Origin of the sequence: Flavobacterium sp. 102 (assembly GCF_003634615.1) — a bacterium.
GTDB lineage: Bacteria > Bacteroidota > Bacteroidia > Flavobacteriales > Flavobacteriaceae > Flavobacterium.
Genome location: NZ_RBKX01000001.1, coordinates 2,780,068 through 2,802,286 on the forward strand (window position 1 = coordinate 2,780,068; position 22,219 = coordinate 2,802,286).

Below are 22,219 nucleotides of genomic sequence, written 5' to 3' on the forward strand. Positions count from 1 at the left end.
AAACAGTAGTTATGACTAAGAAATCAGGATATACATTAAAATTAGGCATGTTTGTCATATTAGGTGTTTTACTTTTTATAATTGCCATTTATTTTATTGGCAAAAACAAAAATTTATTTGGGGAGACCTTTGAATTAAAATCACACTTCAATAATGTCAGTGGATTAAAAGTAGGTAACAATGTCCGGTTTTCGGGTATTAATGTTGGTTCCGTAAAAGCGATTGAATTTGTCTCCGACACTTCAGTGGTAGTATTGGTGGCGATAAAAGAAGAAGTGCATCAATACATCAAATCGGATGCTATGGCAAGCATTGGTTCCGATGGATTAATGGGCGACAAAGTACTGACCATTTCACCCGGGTCATCATCTAAAATGATTGTAAAAAACAATGGTACTATTGCTTCTACCAAAGCCGTAGAAATGGAAGATCTCATGCAAGGCATCAAAATTAGTGTCGATAATGCACAGGTTATTACCTATGAATTGGCTGAATTCACTTCTAAAATGAACAATGAAAACAGCATGTTGTCTAAATTGGTTAACGATGACAAAATGGGGAAATCACTCGATGCCACTTTAGTCAATATGCAAAATGCTACCAAAGGATTAAATGAGAATATGGAAGCCGCCAAACACAATTTTCTGTTGAAAGGTTATTTCAATAAAAAGAAAAAAGCCGAAGAGAAAAAAATTAAAGAATTGGAAGAGAAAAAGAAAAAGGAATTAGAGGCGAAGAAGAAAAAAGAACTCGAAGCCAAAAAGCTATTGGAAAATAAAAAGTAGTCGAAAATGAAAATTATGAAACATTATCAGAATATTATATAATACAAATAGGAGTCAGAATTTCGAAATTTGTAATGTAGTTAATCTACACGATTAGGTAATTTCGAAGCATAACACCTACTGATGCTTTTGAAAGGTAGGATATAATTTTTGTTCTTGAATTTTGAAAAGAGATTGTTCTTTTTAGTGGCTACTGAAAATATCATCCGCAATAATATTGTCCTCAAGAATCAATTTTTGCAAAGTGATACTCTTTTAAGTTAATTCCACCGCTATTGCTGTGACAATCTCTTTTCATATTCAAATCAATTACTTCAAAAAAAAGAACTGTTTGCTTCCAAAAATAATAACAGAAATAAGCACTAAATGATTAGTGCTTTTAAAATCACAAATAAGTTATGCTCAAAAAAGTACATTTTTATTTTATTAAAATTTACCATTATGAAAAAACTGGGCATCTACATCGACCAATCGTCAGCCAATTTAATTGAGCTAACTGTTGCTATTTTGGAAAAAAAACCAACAAATTCTTATGAGGATAAACAATCAGAAGAAGCTAATGAAAATCATATTGATTTCGGAGAATCACATCTGCAAAATTATTACTTCAAAAAAATAAGCGAGTACATCTTGTACTACAATGAAGTATTGTTGTTCGGAACATCAAAAGCAATTACACAACTTTTTGATATGATTGCTAATGACAATCGATTTTACAATATCAACATAGCGATCAAACCCACGGACACTTTGACTCACCAACAGCAAAATGATTTTGTTTCCGACTTTTTCCTGTTAGAACAACTATAATATTTTAACCTACAAAGCTTTAACTTTAAAAATAAATAAGTTCAGTCTAACAAGTGTGAATCATGCAACTCTTACAATAAATTCTGTAAGAGGTTTGACTTGAAACTGTTTTAACTTTATACTATTATTAAATTAACTAAAAAACAAGAAGATTATGAGCAATTTACTTTATACAATAGCCGTTGTGCTACTTATTTTATGGGCAATAGGATTCTTTGCCTATAGTGCCGGAAACATTATACATATTCTGTTAGTCATCGCTGTCATCGCTATCGTTCTAAGATTGATTCAAGGTAAAAGATTATAAATTTATAACTAATTAAAAACAAACGTTATGAGCACAACCAAAATAATATTAGGAGTTTTAGGTGGCGTAGCCGTTGGTGCGTTGGCCGGAATTTTATTAGCGCCTGACAAAGGAACTAAAACCAGAAAAAGAATTCTACAAAAAGGAAATGATTATTCCAATGAGCTTAAAAACAAATTCGAGGACTTGTATAACAACGCTGCCAATAAATATGATGGCGCTGTAGATAAAGCCAAAGAATTAGCAACAGATCATCAGGTAAAATAAGCATTATATAATTTATGGAAAACAAGGCAACAACTTTAGAAAATCTATTTGAAAACGTAGAACAGTATGGCAAAACTTCATTTGAACTTTATAAACATAAAGCCATTTATGAAATAGCCTCACTCACCTCTACATTATCGGTTAGATTTATCCTAACTATGGTTGTTGCTTTGGTTTCCTTATTTTTTTCTATTGGCATCGCTCTTTGGTTAGGCGATGTTCTTGACAAAAATTATTACGGTTTTTTTATAGTTGGTTTAGGTTATCTCCTTCTTTGGGTCATTATTTTAGTCTTTAGAAAAACTTGGATTAGAACTCCCATAAGCAATATGGTAATCAAGAGCATGTTACAAACCAACAATAGGTTGCCTTAACCCTTGAAAACCAACATGAAAACAATTACACAAGAACAGCTTTTGATGGAACATATTGAGCACCTGCAAAAGAAACAAGATTTAGAATTGCTCGAACTCAGATCACAGGTTCATAACTTTACCCAATCCTTAAATCCGTTAACGCTTCTAAAGTCATTTTTGTTTCCAAATGAGGAGAATTCATCCGGTTTATCAACTGACTTTAAATCTGATTTAATAAATACTGTGGTCAATGTAACCTCAAAATTTTTATCCCGAAACAGTGTTTTAAGTCAATTTCAAAACCCTATAAAAAAAATACTCGGCAATATCCTTCAAAGATTTGTCAAATAAATGACCCTATGAAAAGGTTACCCCATAATATCAAATTCACTTCAGAAAAAGAAAAGCAAAATCCGATAAGACTTGCTTACAGTATTTTATTCTTACTCTCTTATTTGTTAGTCCGAGGTGTAATTGATTGTGGCAGCCTATTTGTCATTTCTCCTCACCATAAATAATTAAAACTCCCCATTGCTGAGGAGTTTTTTTATTATAATCTTGGATACATAACGGTCATCAAAATCAACCCTTACAACTTCCGCTTTGCCGTAAACTTCCCATTAGGCTGAATTAAAATCACGCTTTTTATCGTTTTATCGGCTTCTTCTTCAAACTTCACTTTAAAACCTTCAATGGTTTTAAAAGAAAATTGATGCGTGTCGGTAGCCAACAATTCATATTCCGGCTGTCCGGCTACAAACAAAAACAGTTTAGTATCGTCTTTGGTATAAACTTTAACGGTCATTCCGGCCAACTCATACTCGCCTACATATTGGGCCAAAACCTCTTTACTAACTTTTATCGTATTAGGTCTGCGTTTAAATTCGATAGGCTCTAATAATTCATCCAACTTTACTTTTAATGAAGCTATATCACCCATGTCATTGGTAGCAAAATTAAAACGGGTATTGCCATCGCTTTCTGTTGTGTCGATCACTTTATTATTCACTTCAAAAGGTTCAAAAATATCATAATGAGCATGTCTCAAATAGAGTTTTTTTAATTTGAAATTAGCAAACAAGGAATCGTTTACATTGGTAATGCTAAACTCACCATAACCCGGATTAGAATATTTACCGGTATACTCTTGTAAAATGTGAGAAGGTTTGGTATTCACTATTTTTTCGGCAGCGGCTTTTTTCTTTACTTCACTTTCTGCTTTTTTGGCCTTAGCCATATCTTCATTATACATTTTTACGAAATCGGTTTTGTTTACCTTTAAGATATAGTCTGAAATCGTATTTCTAACCAAACCCGGAGCTGCTGAACCATTTTGATTCACTAAGACCACTATCCCAATATTATCACTCGGAAAAAGGGTAACATCCGCTGAGAAACCATCAATGTTTCCACCGTGATTTACGCGGTAATGTCCTTTATAAGATTTTAAAAACCAACCATAACCATAATTAGCAAAATGAATATCCGGGTTTTCTTTATCAAATAAGGCTCCGCCAATAACCATCTGAGAACTCATAGCTTCTTCAATATAATTCTCAGGAATGAGTTGTTGCCCTTTAAACTTTCCTTTGTTAAGCCAAGTGATCATCCAATTAGACATATCATTTACACTACTGTTGATGCTTCCTGCCGGACTCATACCCGAAATATCATAATACTCCATTTTACTAATGACAGTCTCTTTCTTCAACTCATATCCAAAAGCAGCATTGGTAGCCGTTTTCATTTCTCCAATAGAAGCATTAGACCTTGTCATGCCCAGCGGTTGAAAAAAACGTTCTTTAATATTGTCTTCCCAACTTTTCCCGGTGATGCGCTCGGCAATAACACCTTGGGTTAAAAACATAAAATTATTGTACAACCACTTTTCTCTCACACCGGCAAAAGGTTCCTGATGTGCTAAGCGCTGTACCAAAGTGTCTTTGGAAGTAGTTGGAAAAAAATACCATGAAAAATCATGACGCGACATACCCGTGCGATGACACATCAGGTCTTTAATGATAATGTTGTTATTCATATTATCATTAAAGAATTTCAACTCCGGAATATATTTTCTCGGGCTGTCATCAAAAGACAATTTATCTTCTTTGCGCAACTGACCTAAAATAGCCGAAGTAAAAGCTTTTGAAGAAGAGCCAATAGCAAACAAAGTATTCGCATCTACCGAAACCTTATTTTCATAATCTCTATACCCAAAACCTTTAGCATAGATAATCTTATCGCCTTCTACTACTGCCACCGCAAATCCAGCGGCTTTTGTGGATTCTAAAATCTTGTTTAACTCAACATCAATCCCTTTCAAGCGCTTGTCTTGTTGCGCCAATGCCATAGCCGAGTAGCCAATAGCTACTAAGAAGAAGAACAATTTTTTCATGCCTTTGTGTTTTGTTTTGGTTAGTTTGTATGGAATATAATTCCTGAGTGAAACTTGTTACTACCATCAAATATAAGTTTTTTTCATAAAATAAAACTAAGAACATAATCCTCAGAAAACTATATTCAATCGGCTGCTTGTACGAAAATGGTGTTAATAACTTGATTATAAATCCCTACCACCGCAGATTCCTTGCCACTTTTAAATTGATTAAATTTGAGATGATTAGCAAATAAAGATGATAATTGAATATTTTATCATATTGATGAACACGTTATAGCCAATGGTAATCGACGCTTACGTTACAACAACACTAATGCCTCGTAAATAAAATAATTATCAGAACATTGAGAAGTTTGTTACCTTTGCTTCGCCCCGCAATTAACTTTATTAATCAACACCAAAAAAATTATGAGTAAAAATTGCAATTACAGTGCATTCTACGTGAGTGAACCATTCAGTGAATCAGCTCTCGGGGCACACGCAACAAAAGATTTTTGTTATTACAATATGTTGAAAGCGTGGAAAGGCTTGGACAATTCGTTTCCTTTTAATAACGCTCATGACACAACATATAACGTTCGTGATAATAGCGATTGGGAAACTACACTCAAACCCCGACTTAGGGAAAGGTTGAGAAATTCCAAAAATATTGTATTATTTCTGAGTGACGACACAATAAATTCAAAAGCTTTGAAGGAAGAAATTGATTATGGAATTAATACTCTAGAGTTACCTGTTATCGTAATATATCCTGACTTAAAAAGTAATAGTGATTTATTAAATGTCGATAAAACCGGTTTAAATAATAAAGTAAAAGGCCTTTGGGATAAATTGCCTATTTTCAAAGACTCAATGTCGAAAGTACCGGTATTACATGTCCCAATGAGCAAAGATACCATTCGTCAAGCTCTGAATAATTCGAATTTCATCGTCGGCTCAGGAAAAAACGCTGGAAATTATTATTATTAATTGGCTCGGATGAAAGTAAAATTTTTTGATAAAAACGTAAGGAATAAATTCTGGAAATATTTTTCAATAGTTTCAGCTGTTCTTTCTTTTATATTACTTTTCAATGTCGTGCAAGATGAATATGAAGAATATCTAGTCTATCTTGGATGTCTGTTTGCATTTATACTAGTTGTTATTTACCTCGTTATCTGGTACCGTGCAAACAAGTTAACCGATATAAATATTGACGTGGACGGAAGCAATGTAAACATAAAATGTGGCGATATATTTTTAGAAAATGGATTGAAAGTTATAGCATTTAATGAGTATTTTGACACACTGGTTGACGATAAAATTATCTCAAAAAAATCACTTAACGGAATATTCATTAACCGCATTTTTGGAGAAAATACCAGCGAGCTAGACCAGTTTATAGAAGCCAGCACAAATTCATCAGATGTTATTGATGGTGAATGTCAAAGAAATCTCGGAGGCAAAACAGTAAAATTTAAATTAAGTACTATTTTTGTTTATAATGATTTTGTCCTGACTGCGTTTACAAAATTTGACGAGCATAATAAGGCAACCCTAACAATGCCTGAATATTTAGAATTTCTTATAAATTTTTGGGATAGAATAAACCGAGTGTACGCTCAAAAAACTGTATCGGTTCCCATCTTTGGTTCTGGTATCACGCGAATAAAAGAGCACAAAAATATCGCTGATGAAGATTTGTTGAAAATTATGCTCTGGACATTTAAACTAAGTGAAATGAAATTTAAATATCCTGCAAAACTAGCTATCATAATACATAAGGATAAGATGGGTCAAATAAATTTATTCAACCTAAAATCTATAGAGCTGGATTTATGATAAACGGAATTTGAACAAGATTAATTAATACGCCCAGCTAAAAAATTAAGACCACTGGCTATAACAGCAGTTTGTGATAATTGCGTGGCTTGGGATTATTCCGAGTTTTCTCTGAAAACTCAAAAAGGAATTTTATATTTGTAATCATCAGTAATAAATCGTCGCAACTATCACAATCTGCGGCACGTTAGCAGCAATTATAATTCACCTATGTACAATATGAGAAGACAGATAATAATACTTTTTTTATTCGCTAGCAATTTTTTGTCAGCACAAAATAATTCAAATTCGGATACTAGGAAATTCATTGAGAACGCAGATATAACCCGAATCGATAGAGATTGGAATATTGTCGCGAATCTAGCATCAGGACTTGGTGAAACCGTATCGTTTTTCCCTGTTGAAATAACAGATTTGAAAACGGGTCAAAAAGTAAAAGCTCTTCAAGTAGATATGACTGTAAATTGTCGTGGTTTCACATATTTTAAATCTTCGTGGGTTGATCTTAATGAAATATCGGAATTTATAATCTTTGTTGAAACTTATATTATACCAAACCTTTCAAAAAAGGCAGAAAAAAGAAAGTCTATTACTTATATTTTTAAATCTAAAGAAATTATTATAAGTTTTATCATAGGAGATTTTAACAATACAATTTCTGTCTATCTCAAAGATGAAGGAGTTGTTGACGAACAATGCTATTTTTGGACTAAAACTCAAATTAGCAAGTCACCAGAGTTGTTGTCTGTTTTACAATCTCTAAAATAATAACTGTTGCTAGCAGCAGTTTGTAACAACTGCGCGCTTAGGCTTTTCCCGAATTTTGCAGCGCCTGTTCGCCTTCGGCTCGGGTCTCTGAAAACTCAAAAGGAATTTTATATTTAGAATCAATAGTAATAAATCATCGTCCCAAAGCTTTGGGATTACAAGCTGCAAAATGTAGTGCGTCATATAAAAACAGAAAAAAATGAAACTGATTATTCTACTAACGTTATCGATTTTATCAACTTCTTGTAACTCACAAGAAAAGAAAGTAAACACTAATAAAAAAAGTGATTCAGATAAAGTAGAAATTGAATCTCAAATTGGAGAATATGTTACAAGTATTTTCGAAGATTCCAAAGGAAACTTGTGGTTCGGAACAAATGGAAATGGAATTGCAAGGTATGACGGTGAAAATTTAAAATATTTTACAACAAAGGACGGGTTGCCATCTGATAGAGTGACAGGAATAATTGAGGATTCAAATGGTATCTTTTGGTTACATACTGGAGAAGGCGTATCCAAATATGATGGGAAGAATTTTACGAATTTTTTAGTAGGAGACGATTTTAGCAGCAATGTGATTACCAATTTACTTATTGATAGTAAGAACGTTTTTTGGGTTGGCACTTGGAATGGTGTCTATAAATTTGACGGACAAGCATTTCATCCATTTTCAATTCCGTATCCTAAAGTAGATACCAAAATAAATGAAGATACCAAATATTGGGTAACGGGTATCAGAGAAGATACCGAAGGCAATATTTGGTTTCGAAGAGATGGTTATGGTGTCTGTAAATTTGATGGAAAATCATTTACTCATCTTCTGAAAAAAGATGGACTGCACTCTAATAATATCACCCAAATTGAATTTGACAAAGATGGAAGTGTTTGGATTGGAACGAGAGTCGCCGAAAGAGATGATCCTGACCCTAAAAAGCGATTTGGAAAGGGTGGAATCAATAAAATGATAGGGAATGAAATTATTTCATTTCCGGAAATAGCAGGATTTAATGATGGCGATGTGTACGAAATCTACAGAGACAAATCTGATAATATATGGATAGCGACCGTAAAAAATGGTGTATATAGATACGATGGAGTAGCATTTAAACACTACAATGTTCCAATTTCAATTATGGGAATGAGGGAAGACCGAAAAGGAAATTTATGGCTAGGCGGAGCAGGTGGATTATATAGAATTAATCAGAATGGGGAAATCATAAACGTAACTACAAAAGGACCTTGGAAATAATAAATACGAACGCATAACCGCTATTTGTAACAATTGTGTGGCTTAATTTCCCTTATATAACTTTTCCCTTTTCCCTTTTCCCTCTTCTCTCTTACTATACATAAATTGTTAAATAATAGCATTACTCATCCCAATTGACCTACCTTGTGAAATACTCAAAAAAAAGAAAAATGAAAGAAAAAATCTTAACCTATGCTGTCATCAGCTTTGCCATCATAAATATTTGGACCTTATATTTGTTTTTTGACTACTTCACCGAGAAGGATGAGATAATGCACAGTCTGGGCTTATTCCTTAACTTTGTTTATACCGCAGTAGCAGCAGTAGTATTGGGTGGTATCTTGTTACTCATCAGGTTGGTTTATCACTATCAAAAGAAAGCCAATCCTTTACAAGCCAATTTCTTATATGTTCTGAGTGGTTTATTCAATCTAAACATCTTTATCATTTGGGCAGTAAGTTTGTCCTTAAATATGTTGGAACTAGGAAGCGGAAGATTACAAATTTGCGCCATAGCTTCTTTATTATTGGGAATTCTTATACTTTTAGATATTTATAAGTCGAGTTTTAAATCGGCAGCTTAAATGTAGTATCGCCATGCTCAAATATGTTTTACTTTGGTTTCCAATGGTTGTTCTGGCTATCATAAACGGAACAGCAAGGGATTTATGGTATAAGAAACACATTAACGACTTGTCAGCTCACCAAATCTCAACGGTATCATTAATGATACTTTTGGGTATATATATCTTTTTTGTTCTTAAAAAACACCCACCACAATCAGTAACCGAGTCTTTACTCATAGGATTATTGTGGATGACACTGACATTAGCCTTTGAATTCGGTTTTGGTCTTTACAGAGATAATTCTTTAGCGCAATTGTTAGAAGCTTATAACATAACGAAAGGTCAACTCTGGTTATTAATTCCCGTTTGGATTGCTTTGGCGCCCTATGTATTTCTCAGAATACAACAAAGCCACTAATACTAGCTACACCCCAAAAACCCACACCACTCCATAAAGGTCTGTAATCTCTATAAGCTTTTGCTCTTTATAATTTTCAGGAACATTGGCATCTAGCGTTTGCAAATACAATAATCGCTCTTCATGACTATCGCAATACACATAAAGCGCGATATGATTACCTGTTCGTCTGCCTTCGTTATGTACCAAATCTGAACCATAGATAGTAATCTTATTAGAAATAAAAAATCCTCCTACTACCGGTAATTCCTCAAGACCTGTAATTGATTGTGCAAAAGTGTCAAAATACAATTCACCACCAAAACAGGTTTGATACAACTTGAGTGCCCTTTTGCAATTACCGTTGAAAGTAATGAAAAAGGCACTCTTTATTTTATCTCTTGTTTGCATAATAATGCATTTAAAAACTACAGCAATTCCTGAATTCGGTCAGTCATCTGATAACAAATACTAATCATTTTTAGAGATTTTATCAGCATAGTAATAAGAAACAGCCAGTATTCCTAAAATCACAATGGGCATAATCACAAACCCAATATTGCCATCAACCACAGCGTGACTCAATGCGGCAAACAAAAGGTTAAAAGTAAATCCGGCATAAGCCCATTCTTTTACCTTTGGAGAAACTTGTGGCAATGTTATAGCAATGACTCCCAACACCTTACATACAATAAGAGCATAAGCAAAGTAATTAGGATAACCCAAGGGTTCAGTTCCTGCCGTAGCATACTGTGGTGCAAATAATAGTGTAGCTAAAGGCATTAGACCTTCAAACAGTAATATGAAGATGGTTGCGGTCCAGTATATTATTTTATCTTTTTTCATCTTTTTGATTTTACCGTTAGTTTTTACCTTCTACATGTTTTACAAAATTATTTAAAATGGCTTGCCAACCGCCTTTTTGCAACTCTATAGTGTTTTGAGTTTCTGCATCAAAAGTGGTTTCTACTTTAGTAGTATCTCCATCCTCGGTAAATAAAGTCTTGGCAACTCTACCATCATCCATGGTATAGGTAATTTCTTTATGCAGGTCTACCTTGTTGTAGGTGCCTTCAAAATCAAAACCAAAACTACCATCTTTGGCTTCCATTCTTGTTTTGAATCTTCCGCCTATCTTAAGGTCATTTTCACTACTTGGACAATGCCAACTGGGATCCGCTGTATTCCAAATCATAATATCACTCGGATTAGTCCAAGCATTCCAAACTTTTTGTACAGGAGCATTGATGGTGGCTTCTACTGTAATTTTTGTGGTTGTTGTCATTTTTTTTATTTGTTAATTTGATATTACAAAGGTGCTAAAGCTTCGTTTTATTTACAATGTGCAATTACGCCAACCTTAGGGGTTGATTATGACAACTGTATTTTATATATTTGTTTTTTAATACATTACCATGATGCAAGTATCTGTTTTTGTTCCTGAATATGGCGTTATAGAAGCAATTACACCACCATTTAGATCATTTAATACCGCCAATGAGTTTCTTACAGCCTTTGGTAAAAAACCTATATTCAACGTAGAGTATGTCGGCCTAAATAAATTTGTGCCCGCCAATAATGGTGAATACACCGTCAAAACCGACAGATTACTAAAAGACGTTTCAACAACCGACCTATTAATCATTCCGCCTACTTATGGCGATACTTTAAAAGGTATTGAAGCTAATGCTGAAGCTATCCCTTATTTTACTGAATTGTATAAGAAAGGAAGTAGTGTAGCTAGTCTTTGCATCGGTGCATTCTTGTTGGCTGAAACCGGTTTGCTCAATGGTAAAAAGTGTTCTACCCATTGGGCTTACATCAATGAATTTAAAGAACGATATCCCGAGGTAGAAGTAGAAGATGGTGCCATTATCACTGAACATGAAAACATATACAGTAGCGGCGGTGCCAGTAGTTTGTGGAACTTAGTTTTATATTTAATAGAAAAGTATTCAGATAGGGAAACCGCCATTATGATTTCAAAATATTTTGCTTTAGATATTGGCAGAGACAGTCAAGCCGCTTTTACCATTTTTAGAGGACAACGCAACCACACCGATGTTGAAATACAAAAAGTGCAAGATTACATCGAAAAGAATTATGAAGAAAAAATAACCATTGAAAGCTTAGCTGATTTAGCCAACGCAAGCCGCAGAACCTTTGAAAGAAGATTCAAACTAGCCACTAACAATACGCCTATTGAATACCTTCAAAGAGTAAGAATTGAGGCCGCCAAAACCTTCTTTGAAGCCTCAAGAAAAAATGTAACTGAAGTAATGTTTGATGTAGGCTACACCGATACCAAGGCTTTCAGAGATATCTTCAAAAAAATAACCGGTCTCACCCCTATCGACTACAGAAACAAGTTTGCAAAAACCTCATACGAAGTATAATTGTAAAAACTGAATAGAACGCTAACTTAGCATCTATACACCATCAAACTTTAAACATGCAAAAGCTAATCCTTCTATTGCTAATACTACTAACAATCAGCTGTAAAGAAACCGAATTCAATACAGCATGGACCAAAGAGCAAGCACCTGAAACCTTCACGGCTAAGTTCGAAACCACCAAAGGCGACTTTGAAATTGAAATCACCCGAAGATGGTCACCTCAGGCAGCCGATAGACTTTACCAACTAATCAAACATGGCTACTACGACAATGCCATTTTTTACCGAGTAGTACCGGGTTTTGTAGCGCAGTTTGGCAATACCGATAGTAAGACTATGAATAACTGGAGAAGTATCAAAATACCCGACGAACCGGTGTTACACAGCAACACCAGAGGTACGATCAGTTTTGCCCGTTTCGGTAAAGACTCGCGTGATTTAGAAGTTTTTATTAATCTGGAAGACAACAAAGTTCTTGATACCTTGAACTTTGAAGACGTAAAGGGCTTCACTCCTATCGGCAAGGTTAAAAATGGAATGGAAACTGTAGATAAATTATACTCAGGCTATGCCGAAGAACCCATGTCTGACCCCAACTTATATCAGAATCGTGACTTATTTTACCAAACCTTTCCAAAGCTTGATTTGATTAGAAAAGCGTATTTAATAAAGGAATAGAAACGAGATGTAAGAAAATAAAAAATTATTGAAAAACGAAAAAAGTCTCACTCCTACTCATTACTCCCTACTCCTTCCTTACTCCTCCAAATCAATCATAAAACTATTCAAAAACGCCACTGAGTTTTCAATGTCGTAATGTAGAATTCTGTCTTCTTTCACCAATGGCACTTCTGCTCTGTAGGATTTCAAGAACATTTCAATAAACTCACTAGATTGTAAAGGCTGTCTGAAAGCAATGGCTTGCGAAGCATTCATCAACTCAATCGCTAAAATGCGTTCCAAGTTTTCCATAATGCGAAGTGTTTTAGTCGCTGCATTCGCGCCCATACTCACATGGTCTTCTTGTCCGTTAGAGGAAACTATACTATCCACACTCGCCGGAGTCGCCAATTGTTTATTCTGACTGGCAATACTGGCCGCCGTATATTGCGGAATCATAAAGCCTGAATTCAAACCCGGATTGTCAACCAAGAAAGCCGGTAAACCGCGCAATCCTGATATCAATTGGTAGGTTCTTCTTTCGGAGATACTTCCTAATTCAGCCAAAGCCAATCCCAAAAAGTCTAAGGCTAATGCCAAAGGCTGTCCATGGAAATTACCTCCGGAAATAATTACATCTTCATTTTTAAAGATATTGGGGTTATCGGTAACCGAATTGATTTCGGTTTTAAATACTTTCTTTACATAATCAATCGTATCCTTAGAAGCACCATGTACCTGCGGTATACAACGGAAAGAATACGGATCTTGTACGTGTGCTTTTGGCTGAGCAATGATTTGACTGTCTTCTAACAGCTCTCTCATTCGTTTAGCCGTCACAATTTGCCCTTTGTGCGGACGAACATAATGTATCAATTCATCAAATGGCTCAATACGACCATCAAAACCTTCTAAAGAAATAGCCGAAATGACATCAGCCAAATACGAGTATTTCATCGCTTTCAATAAGATATAACTACCGTAAGCACTCATGAATTGGGTTCCGTTTAACAGTGCCAAACCTTCTTTGGATTGCAATACAATCGGTTGCCAATTGAATTGCTTCAATACTTCTGACGAATGCACTTTCTTTCCTTCAAAAAATACCTCGCCTTCGCCTAATAATGGCAATGACAAATGAGCCAATGGTGCCAAATCACCACTCGCACCCAGCGAACCTTGCGTATAAATTACCGGTAAAATATCATGATTATAAAAATCTACTAAACGCTCTACCGTTTGCAATTGCACACCCGAATGTCCATAACTCAACGATTGAATTTTAAGTAACAACATTATCTTTACAATGGCTGAAGGCACTTCTTCTCCTGTACCACAAGCATGTGATTTTACTAAGTTTTCTTGAAGTTGAGACAGATTCTCATTCGATATTTTTACATTACACAACGAACCAAAACCAGTATTGATACCGTAAATCGGGGCATCATTAGAAGCCATTTTTTGGTCTAAATAATCACGACATTGTTGAATGCTAATCTTAGCTTCTTCTGAAAGGGCTAAAGTTTTGTGCTCTGAAATAATTTCTTGTAAAGTCTCTAATGTCAATACTTCCGTACTGATGTAATGCGAATGCTCCATTTTTGGTGAGGATTAAAAGCCCAAAATTCCGTAAACGATTGTTAAAAAGCAACAATTTAGTCGAGTATTTTTTGAGGATTCATTAAAAAAATCAGCTTTAGAATAGTGAAATAAACAAAAAGCTATTGGTTAAAAAGAATTATTGCGATATTCTTAAAAATTTAAGGAAACCTTTTTTAATTCTTAAAAAGTTATACATTTGAAAAACATGATGTCACTGTTAGTCCAATATCAATTCTCTCCTACAACCAATACTTTGGCTGCTTCTTTGGCTACAACAACATCAACAACTACAACCCCGTTTGGGGTATAATTTTCACATATAATCCACTTGACATGTACTTTCGCAAGAAAGCAAATCACTCATAATTCATCATTCCTAACTCATAACTCAAACAAGTCATGATCGTATTAAAATTTGGCGGTACTTCAGTAGCTAATGCTGAAAACATTTCGAAAACCATAGCCATAATAACCAATAAAAGCAAAGAAAATCAACTCGCTGTAGTCGTTTCAGCCTTTAGCGGCGTAACCGATTTATTAATTTTAGCCGGAAAAACCGCTGCCAATAAAGACAAAGGCTACAAAGATATCGTTAGTCAAATCGAGAAAAAACACAAAGACGCTATCGAGGAATTGATTTCCTTAAGCGACCAAAGCGAAATCATCGACACCATTAACAGCAATATCAATCATTTAAAGACATTGTTAGATGGTTGTTATCTTTTGGGTGAATTAACAAACAGAACTGCTGATATCGTAGCTGGTTTTGGCGAATTGTTGTCATCCCAAATAATCGCTGTGGCTTTGAAACAAAAAGTCAGCAATTCAGCTTTTAAAGACAGTCGCGAAATCATTAAAACCGATTCTAATTTCGGAAAGGCGGCCGTTGATTTTAAAACAACCAACGAATTAATTGCAGAATACTTTAAAAACAATAACCATCAAGTGACCTTATTTCCCGGATTCATTGCTTCTTCTTTAGACGGAAATACAACCACTTTAGGTCGTGGTGGTTCTGATTATACCGCTGCCATCATAGCTGCTGCAGTAAAAGCTGAAGTTTTAGAAATCTGGACTGATGTAAACGGAATGTTCACAGCCAATCCTAAAAGCGTTAAGCAAGCCCAACCGATTGAAACGATTTCCTATCAGGAAGCGATGGAGTTATCGCATTTTGGAGCCAAAGTATTGTATCCGCCAACGATTCAACCGGTATTAAAAGACAGTATTCCTATTTTTATTAAAAACACTTTCGAACCGGAAGTTTACGGAACGTTGATTTCAAACCAACCGGAAGCTTCAACTAATCCAATAAAAGGCATCTCTCATATCGACAATATCGCTTTGCTGACCTTAGAAGGCTCAGGAATGATAGGCGTTGCCGGTTCTTCCAAACGTTTGTTTGAAGTCTTGTCCAATGAAAACATCAACGTTATTTTTATCACGCAAGCTTCTTCGGAACACTCCATTTGTATTGGTATTCTAAATGCCGATGCCGATAAAGCCAAAAATGCTATCGATAAAGCTTTCGAAATGGAGATTGCCCAAGGAAAAGTAGATCCGAGTATCGTAGAAAAAGATTTGTGTATCGTAGCGCTCGTAGGCGAAAGCATGAAAAACCACCAAGGCATTAGCGGCAAAATGTTCAGCACTTTAGGTAAAAACAACGTTAACATTCGAGCCATTGCCCAAGGTGCTTCCGAAAGAAATATCTCGGTAGTCATTAATGAAAAAGATGTTAAAAAAGCACTGAATACGTTACACGAACGCTTCTTTGAAGACAATACCAAGCAATTAAACTTATTTGTTATGGGTGTTGGAAATGTGGGCGAAAAGTTCATAGACCAAATCAGCCAACAAAAGAAATTCCTAAAAGAAAATCTCAAAATCAACGTGCGTGTCATCGCTTTATCGAATTCCAGAAAAATGGTTTTCGATGAAGACGGCATCAATTTAAAAGATTGGAAAGAAACGCTTAACCAAGGCGAAACCGCTGATCCGACAGCCTTTATTACTCGTACCAAAGAGTTAAATTTACGCAACAGTATCTTCGTAGATATTACCGCTAACTATGACATTGCAAGCATTTACGACCAGTTCTTAGGGCAAAATATAGCCGTTGTCACTTGTAACAAAATTGCTTGTTCATCGGAATACCGTAACTACAGAAACCTTAAAAATTTATCCCGAAAATACAATGCGCCGTTCTTGTTTGAAACCAATGTAGGAGCCGGTTTACCCATCATTGACACGCTAAAACACTTAATTGCTTCGGGCGATAAAGTAAACAGAATCAATGCTGTTTTATCCGGAAGTTTGAATTTTATTTTTAACAATTTCAGCGACACTTACAACTTTCATGATGTTGTAAAAGAAGCAGGAGTTCAAGGATTTACAGAACCTGACCCAAAAATAGATTTAAGTGGTGTAGATGTGGCTCGTAAAATATTAATCCTCATTCGTGAAAGTGGTTACGAAATGGAAATGGAAGACATTACCAACAATTCGTTCCTGCCGGCAGCATGCATGGAAACCACCAACAACGACGATTTTTTCAGATCTTTAACCAAACACGCAAGCCATTTTGACAATCTTTTGGCTGAAGCCAAAGACAAAGACAGTCGCTTAAAATTTGTGGCTTCTTTTGAAAACGGCAAAGCCAGTGTTGGTTTACAATTTATTCCGGCTGACAGTCCGTTTTACAATTTAGAAGGAAAAGACAACATCGTGCAGTTTTATACCGACCGCTACGTCGATCAACCTTTATTGATCAAAGGTGCCGGAGCCGGAGCAGCTGTAACTGCGTCGGGAATTTTTGCAGATGTGATTCGAATTGGAAATGTTTAACGTCGTAGAGACGCGATTAATCGCGTCTACAATGAAAAATAATAAAATGAACAAAATAAAAATATTCTGCCCAGCCACTATCGCCAACCTCAATTGCGGATTCGATGTGCTAGGTTTGTGTTTAGACGGCATTGGCGATGAAATGATTATCCGAAAGGTTAACGAAAAAGGCATTCGCATCACCAAAATAACCGGTGCCGATTTGCCTTTAGAAACCGAAAAAAATGTGGCTGGTGTTGCTGCGCTTGCCATTGTAAATGCCGCTAATCCCGATTGTGGTTTCGAAATTGAAATCCATAAAAAGATTAAAGCCGGAAGTGGCATTGGAAGTTCTTCTGCCAGTGCGGCCGGAGCCGTTTTTGGAATAAATGAGTTATTAGGCAAGCCTTACACACGTCACGAATTGATTGATTTTGCCATGAAAGGTGAAGCATTGGCCAGTGGTTGCGAACATGCTGATAACGTGGCGCCTTGTCTATTGGGCGGATTTACTTTAGTTCGCGGTTATAATCCGTTAGATGTGATTAAAATTGAAAGCCCAAGTGAAATTTACGCTGTAGTATTGCATCCGCATATTGAAGTCAAAACTTCCGATTCGAGAGCCGTGCTTTCTCCAACTGTGGCTTTGAAAGATGCCATAACCCAATGGGGAAACGTAGGTGGATTTATTGCCGGATTATATACCAAAGACTACGAGCTCATTGGTCGCTCTTTACAAGATGTGATTATCGAACCTTTGCGCAAAAGATTAATTCCTAATTTTGAAGAAGTTAAAAATGCTGCTTTACAAAATGGAGCACTCGGCTCAGGAATATCAGGTGCCGGACCTTCAATTTTTGCGTTATGCAAAGGACAAATATTTGCCGAAAAAGTAGCTTACGTGATGAGCAATAGTTATCTGAATACCGGAATTGCTTTTGACATACATATATCCAAAGTGAATGATGAAGGAGTTAAAACAATTACGACCCGAGGCTAAAAAGCCGAATTGAACGAAGTTAATTAGAACCTGAGCCGCGAATTGCATGAAGCGCAGCGGAATAAATTACGAATAATGAAATATTTTAGTTTAAACAAGAATGCTCCGAGAGTTAGTTTTGAAAAAGCCGTTGTGCTTGGCTTGGCTCCCGATAGAGGTTTGTACTTCCCGGAAAGTATTACACCGCTTCCCTATTCTTTCTTTCAAAACATAGAAAACCTTACACAGGAGGAAATCGCTTTTGAAGCCATCAAACAATTCGTAGGAGACGAAATCCCGGAAGCCGAACTCAAACGCATCATAGCCGAAACTTTGTGTTTTGACTTTCCTTGTGTTCCGGTGGAAAACGATATTTTTTCTTTGGAATTATTTCACGGACCAACCATGGCGTTTAAAGATGTAGGCGCCCGATTTATGTCGAGGTGCTTAGGCTATTTTAATCGCAATGACGATAAAAAAGTAACTGTTTTAGTGGCGACTTCAGGCGATACCGGCGGTGCTGTCGCTAGTGGTTTTCTAGATGTAAAAGGTGTTGAAGTAATCATACTCTATCCTTCAGGTAAAGTCAGCGAAATACAAGAACGTCAATTAACTACACTGGGTAAAAACATAAAAGCTTTAGAAGTTGATGGTGTATTTGATGACTGTCAAGATATGGTCAAACAGGCTTTTTTAGATCATACGTTAAACCATAAAAACCTAACTTCAGCTAACTCAATTAACATTGCACGTTGGCTACCGCAAATGTTCTATATTTTCTTTGCATACAAACAATTGAAGAAATATGACAAACCGATTATCCTTTCATGTCCAAGTGGTAACTTTGGGAATATTTGTGCCGGCATTATGGCGAAACGTTTAGGCTTGCCTATCGCCCATTTTGTAGCATCCACCAATGCCAATGATACCGTGCCAAGGTTTTTAGAAAAAGGAAACTACGAACCTAAACCTTCTGTTGCTACGATTTCAAACGCGATGGATGTTGGGAATCCGAGTAATTTTATTCGTATTCAGGAATTGTATCATTATGATTTAAGCCAATTTGAAAAAGACTTCTCTTCTTACGCTTTCACGGATGCTGAAACAGAAATCGCCATCAAAGACATTTACAACAACACACAATACATTGCCGAACCACATGGCGCCGTTGGCTATTTGGGACTAAAAAAAGAAATGCAAAAACAACCGGACAGCATCGGTGTATTCCTTGAAACGGCACATCCGATTAAATTTTTAGATGTGGTGGAACCTTTATTGGATTTAAAACTGCCAATTCCAACACAAATCGAAAGTGTTTTAGGGAAAGAAAAAGTTTCGACAAAGATTAAGACTTATGAAGATTTGAAATCATTTTTGGAAAATCAGTAATGTCCATGCTTAAAAAGAAAAAAGTAATCCTGAACCACAATCAGGAATTTGATAGCTCCATCCGAAAGGATTTTTGCAAACGCCTTTTTTACATTATTCTTTGTGTAATACCAATCTGGATATGGGCAGAAGAAAAGCCGCCGTTGAGTTATGTTGTCCTGCTATTGTTTTTATTCGGAATGTATCAAATCATAACGATTGTATACCTATCCCAACTCATTATTGATTCTTTTTTTCCTCCGGTTACAACCATGGAAACGAAGACTAGATTATTTGACCGATTCCTCTATTATTTTTCAAGTGGATTCTTTTTTACCGGTTTGGTTTTCCTGCTTTTTGAACTTCAACACTTAGAAAACACACTCAGTGGAACCAACTTGTTTTGGAAAGCCGGATTTACGGGAATTGCTGTGGCGAGTGTAATAACAATAATCCTCAAAAAATTAACTCCAACTGTTTACTTTGAGAGCAAAAGACGCTATACTGTTCACTTTGGCCTATTTATAGGTTGCTTCTTATGGTCAGCTTCCGCAGGTAGTTTTGTCAACTATTTTTACGCTGAGCCTTCAATAAGCACTAAAGAATTTGTCCTCAAACGAAAAAGTACCGGCGGTAAACGCAACGCAAGTCATTGGTTATTTCTCCAAACAAAGCCTTTATCTGAAGAACGTTTTGAAGTAACCGAATCTTTTTTTGAAACCGTAGAAGAAGGACAAACCGTGCTGTTGGATATTCAAAAAGGAAAACTGGAATATGATGTAATTGTTGCTTTTCGGAAAAAGGAAACCATTATAAATTGACGAACTAAAATGAATCTTGTTTGCAAAAAACAAAGTGATTTCTCCTATATTTGTTCAAAATCTAACCAATGAAAAAAATTACTTCTCTATTAGCACTATTGATTATAGTTTCTGCTTGTGGCGTTCGCCAAACTCGTGATATGTTGACTTCCGGTGATTACGACGGTGCCATTCAAAATGCAGTCGAAGGTTTACGTGGCGGTAACAAAAATGCTAAAGGCAAACAAGATTATGTTTACCTACTCGAAGAAGCTTTTGCAAAAGCCAAAGAAAGCGATTTACGCAACATCCAGATATGGTTCAAAGATGCCAATCCGCAGAATTTAGAGAAAATTTATGAGACTTATGTACAACTCAACAATCGCCAAGAAAAGATTCGTCCTTTATTGCCGTTGAAATTATTAAAAGAAGGTCGCGACGCTAAATTTCCTTTTGACGATTACTCTGATCAGATTGTAAGCAGCAAAAATGCTTTAGCCAAATACTTATATGACAATTCGAAAGCTTTATTGGTAACCAAAGACAAAATGACCATTCGCCGTGCTTATGATGATTTATTGTATTTGAGAAGTTTAAATCCCGGATTCAAAGACACCGAAAAACTTATTGAAGAAGCCCAATTCAAAGGCACTGACTTTGTCAATGTTTACACGAAGAACGAAACCAATATGGTTATTCCGGTGCGTTTGGAAAATGATTTATTAGACTTTAGCACCTTAGGTTTAAATGACAAATGGACCGTTTACCACAGCAACCGTGTAAAAGGAATGGATTATGATTATGGCTTAGTGGTGAACTTCCGTCAAATCAATATTTCTCCGGAGCAAATTAAAGAAAAGGAAATCCAAAAAGAAAAACTGATTAAAGTTGGGCTTAAAAACCTTCTCGACGCTAATGGAAATATCGTTAAAGACAGTTTAGGCAACAACATTAAAGTGGATGATATGAGAACTGTGCGCGCTCAAGTTTATGAATTCTCTCAATTCAAAGCCTGTCAAGTTACCGCCAAAGTTGATTATATTGATTTCAGAAACAATCAATTATTACAAACTTTCCCTTTAGCCAGTGAGTTTACTTTTAATTATATGTATGCCAAATTACGTGGTGACAAACGTGCTTGCGAACAAGACTATTACCAATACCTCGACCGCAGAGCGGTGCCTTTTCCTTCTAACGAGCAAATGGTTTACGACACCGGAAACGATTTAAAGAATAAGCTGAAAGACATCATCACGAGAAATAAGTTCAGGAAATAAAACTGCTGAAAGCAGACAACAGAAAGCAATAAAAAACGCATTTGAAATTCAAATGCGTTTTTTTTAAATATATCTTTTCAAGTCATCGGCATAAATATCGCCATGGGAAGCATTATAAATGGGTTCGCCATTCTTGATTAGTATCAATTGTGGCGATTGGTGTTCAATGCCAAAACGCTTGGCTATTTCATTGGAAATATCTCTGTTTTGAAGCAAGTCAAGAAAATAAGGCATCACCAAATCGTTTAAATCATACTCATTCTCAAACTGCTTTAACGTCATACGGCTAATACCACAACGTGTGCTATGTTTGAAAATAATCACCGGTTTCTCGGTGGATTCATTAATAATTTCATTCAGCTGACCCATATCGATCAATGGTCTCCAATTGACTTTTGAATTGGTGCTTTCTGATTCGTTTGACCCGAATATATTTTTAAATAGGTTCATCTTGACTTATTTTAGGACATTTTGACTGTAAAATAACATAAATTTATAACTAAATCGGTCATTTTGTCTCATTTTGCAAATTGGAACACATATTGTCGATTACTCTCCAAAGTTAACTAAAATATATTTTTATAAAAT

25 protein-coding genes are annotated in these 22,219 nt (G+C 35.7%); 19 read left to right on the forward strand and 6 right to left on the reverse strand.

The genetic code is table 11. The features are described from left to right. Window positions 1–11: 11 nt before the first annotated feature. The 6 genes from C8C84_RS12015 to C8C84_RS12040 all read left to right on the forward strand — a co-directional run bounded on the left by C8C84_RS12015 (window position 12) and on the right by C8C84_RS12040 (window position 2,876). Window positions 12–785, forward strand: a complete 774-nt coding sequence (locus tag C8C84_RS12015; RefSeq protein ID WP_121313878.1) for an MlaD family protein — start codon at window positions 12–14, stop codon at window positions 783–785. A gap of 441 nt (window positions 786–1,226) precedes the next feature. Beyond that, window positions 1,227–1,595 (forward strand): hypothetical protein, encoded by a 369-nt coding sequence (locus C8C84_RS12020; RefSeq protein WP_147406846.1) that lies wholly within the window; start codon window positions 1,227–1,229, stop codon window positions 1,593–1,595. 154 nt (window positions 1,596–1,749) lie between these two features. Beyond that, window positions 1,750–1,902 carry a lmo0937 family membrane protein gene (locus tag C8C84_RS12025; RefSeq protein ID WP_121313880.1) on the forward strand — a complete coding sequence of 51 codons (153 nt, stop codon included), beginning with the start codon at window positions 1,750–1,752 and terminating at the stop codon, window positions 1,900–1,902. A 27-nt stretch (window positions 1,903–1,929) separates the two neighbouring features. Further along, the gene (locus C8C84_RS12030; RefSeq protein ID WP_121313881.1) at window positions 1,930–2,169 is read left to right on the forward strand and encodes a YtxH domain-containing protein; all 240 of its coding nucleotides are present in this window, start codon (window positions 1,930–1,932) and stop codon (window positions 2,167–2,169) included. A gap of 14 nt (window positions 2,170–2,183) precedes the next feature. Continuing rightward, the gene (locus C8C84_RS12035; RefSeq protein WP_121313882.1) at window positions 2,184–2,543 is read left to right on the forward strand and encodes a hypothetical protein; all 360 of its coding nucleotides are present in this window, start codon (window positions 2,184–2,186) and stop codon (window positions 2,541–2,543) included. 15 nt (window positions 2,544–2,558) lie between these two features. Beyond that, window positions 2,559–2,876, forward strand: a complete 318-nt coding sequence (locus C8C84_RS12040) for a hypothetical protein (protein ID WP_121313883.1) — start codon at window positions 2,559–2,561, stop codon at window positions 2,874–2,876. Window positions 2,877–3,114: 238 nt separating this feature from the next. Here C8C84_RS12040 and C8C84_RS12045 read toward each other — a convergent pair whose 3' ends face one another. Next, on the reverse strand, window positions 3,115–4,920 hold the full coding sequence (locus tag C8C84_RS12045) for a serine hydrolase (protein ID WP_121313884.1): 1,806 nt from the start codon (window positions 4,918–4,920) through the stop codon (window positions 3,115–3,117). A 411-nt stretch (window positions 4,921–5,331) separates the two neighbouring features. Between C8C84_RS12045 and C8C84_RS12050 the strand changes: the two genes are divergently transcribed. The 6 genes from C8C84_RS12050 (at window position 5,332) to C8C84_RS12075 (ending at window position 9,745) form a co-directional block, all read left to right on the forward strand. Continuing rightward, window positions 5,332–5,892 (forward strand): TIR domain-containing protein, encoded by a 561-nt coding sequence (locus tag C8C84_RS12050; protein WP_199717156.1) that lies wholly within the window; start codon window positions 5,332–5,334, stop codon window positions 5,890–5,892. A gap of 9 nt (window positions 5,893–5,901) precedes the next feature. Continuing rightward, window positions 5,902–6,744 (forward strand): macro domain-containing protein, encoded by an 843-nt coding sequence (locus C8C84_RS12055; RefSeq protein ID WP_121313886.1) that lies wholly within the window; start codon window positions 5,902–5,904, stop codon window positions 6,742–6,744. Window positions 6,745–6,963: 219 nt separating this feature from the next. Beyond that, window positions 6,964–7,512: a hypothetical protein gene (locus C8C84_RS12060; protein WP_121313887.1), complete on the forward strand. Its 549-nt coding sequence runs from the start codon at window positions 6,964–6,966 to the stop codon at window positions 7,510–7,512. Window positions 7,513–7,711: 199 nt separating this feature from the next. Next, window positions 7,712–8,761, forward strand: coding sequence for a two-component regulator propeller domain-containing protein (locus C8C84_RS12065; RefSeq protein WP_121313888.1), 1,050 nt, complete (start codon window positions 7,712–7,714; stop codon window positions 8,759–8,761). Window positions 8,762–8,931: 170 nt separating this feature from the next. Next, window positions 8,932–9,345, forward strand: a complete 414-nt coding sequence (locus tag C8C84_RS12070; RefSeq protein ID WP_121313889.1) for a hypothetical protein — start codon at window positions 8,932–8,934, stop codon at window positions 9,343–9,345. 13 nt (window positions 9,346–9,358) lie between these two features. Next, window positions 9,359–9,745 carry a hypothetical protein gene (locus C8C84_RS12075; protein WP_121313890.1) on the forward strand — a complete coding sequence of 129 codons (387 nt, stop codon included), beginning with the start codon at window positions 9,359–9,361 and terminating at the stop codon, window positions 9,743–9,745. A gap of 6 nt (window positions 9,746–9,751) precedes the next feature. Here the strand turns inward: C8C84_RS12075 and C8C84_RS12080 are convergent, their stop codons facing one another. From C8C84_RS12080 to C8C84_RS12090, 3 genes are read right to left on the reverse strand one after another with little or no spacing between them, the layout of a single operon-like run. Further along, window positions 9,752–10,135, reverse strand: a complete 384-nt coding sequence (locus C8C84_RS12080; RefSeq protein WP_121313891.1) for a glyoxalase — start codon at window positions 10,133–10,135, stop codon at window positions 9,752–9,754. Between the two features lie 60 nt (window positions 10,136–10,195). After that, window positions 10,196–10,570 carry a DoxX family protein gene (locus C8C84_RS12085; protein ID WP_121313892.1) on the reverse strand — a complete coding sequence of 125 codons (375 nt, stop codon included), beginning with the start codon at window positions 10,568–10,570 and terminating at the stop codon, window positions 10,196–10,198. 16 nt (window positions 10,571–10,586) lie between these two features. Further along, window positions 10,587–11,009, reverse strand: a complete 423-nt coding sequence (locus C8C84_RS12090) for an SRPBCC family protein (RefSeq protein WP_121313893.1) — start codon at window positions 11,007–11,009, stop codon at window positions 10,587–10,589. Between the two features lie 130 nt (window positions 11,010–11,139). Between C8C84_RS12090 and C8C84_RS12095 the strand changes: the two genes are divergently transcribed. Together C8C84_RS12095 and C8C84_RS12100 are read left to right on the forward strand one after the other, a co-directional pair. Continuing rightward, window positions 11,140–12,120 (forward strand): GlxA family transcriptional regulator, encoded by a 981-nt coding sequence (locus C8C84_RS12095; protein ID WP_199717158.1) that lies wholly within the window; start codon window positions 11,140–11,142, stop codon window positions 12,118–12,120. Between the two features lie 56 nt (window positions 12,121–12,176). Then, window positions 12,177–12,797: a peptidylprolyl isomerase gene (locus C8C84_RS12100; protein WP_121313894.1), complete on the forward strand. Its 621-nt coding sequence runs from the start codon at window positions 12,177–12,179 to the stop codon at window positions 12,795–12,797. 78 nt (window positions 12,798–12,875) lie between these two features. Here the strand turns inward: C8C84_RS12100 and hutH are convergent, their stop codons facing one another. After that, on the reverse strand, window positions 12,876–14,378 hold the full coding sequence (hutH, locus tag C8C84_RS12105) for a histidine ammonia-lyase (protein ID WP_121313895.1): 1,503 nt from the start codon (window positions 14,376–14,378) through the stop codon (window positions 12,876–12,878). 402 nt (window positions 14,379–14,780) lie between these two features. On the opposite strand from hutH, the gene thrA reads away from it, so the two are divergent. The 5 genes from thrA to C8C84_RS12130 all read left to right on the forward strand — a co-directional run bounded on the left by thrA (window position 14,781) and on the right by C8C84_RS12130 (window position 21,631). Continuing rightward, window positions 14,781–17,228, forward strand: a complete 2,448-nt coding sequence (gene thrA, locus C8C84_RS12110; RefSeq protein WP_121313896.1) for a bifunctional aspartate kinase/homoserine dehydrogenase I — start codon at window positions 14,781–14,783, stop codon at window positions 17,226–17,228. 46 nt (window positions 17,229–17,274) lie between these two features. Further along, window positions 17,275–18,207 (forward strand): homoserine kinase, encoded by a 933-nt coding sequence (locus tag C8C84_RS12115; protein WP_121315060.1) that lies wholly within the window; start codon window positions 17,275–17,277, stop codon window positions 18,205–18,207. A gap of 75 nt (window positions 18,208–18,282) precedes the next feature. Continuing rightward, entirely contained in the window at window positions 18,283–19,575 is a 1,293-nt protein-coding gene (gene thrC, locus C8C84_RS12120; RefSeq protein WP_121313897.1) for a threonine synthase, read from the forward strand. A 5-nt stretch (window positions 19,576–19,580) separates the two neighbouring features. Continuing rightward, a complete protein-coding gene (locus C8C84_RS12125) occupies window positions 19,581–20,375 on the forward strand; it encodes a hypothetical protein (RefSeq protein ID WP_147406847.1) in 795 nt (264 codons plus the stop codon). A gap of 68 nt (window positions 20,376–20,443) precedes the next feature. Then, entirely contained in the window at window positions 20,444–21,631 is a 1,188-nt protein-coding gene (locus C8C84_RS12130; protein ID WP_121313899.1) for a hypothetical protein, read from the forward strand. Window positions 21,632–21,694: 63 nt separating this feature from the next. Here C8C84_RS12130 and ytxJ read toward each other — a convergent pair whose 3' ends face one another. Further along, window positions 21,695–22,081 (reverse strand): bacillithiol system redox-active protein YtxJ, encoded by a 387-nt coding sequence (gene ytxJ / locus C8C84_RS12135; RefSeq protein ID WP_121313900.1) that lies wholly within the window; start codon window positions 22,079–22,081, stop codon window positions 21,695–21,697. Between the last annotated feature and the right edge of the window lie 138 nt (window positions 22,082–22,219).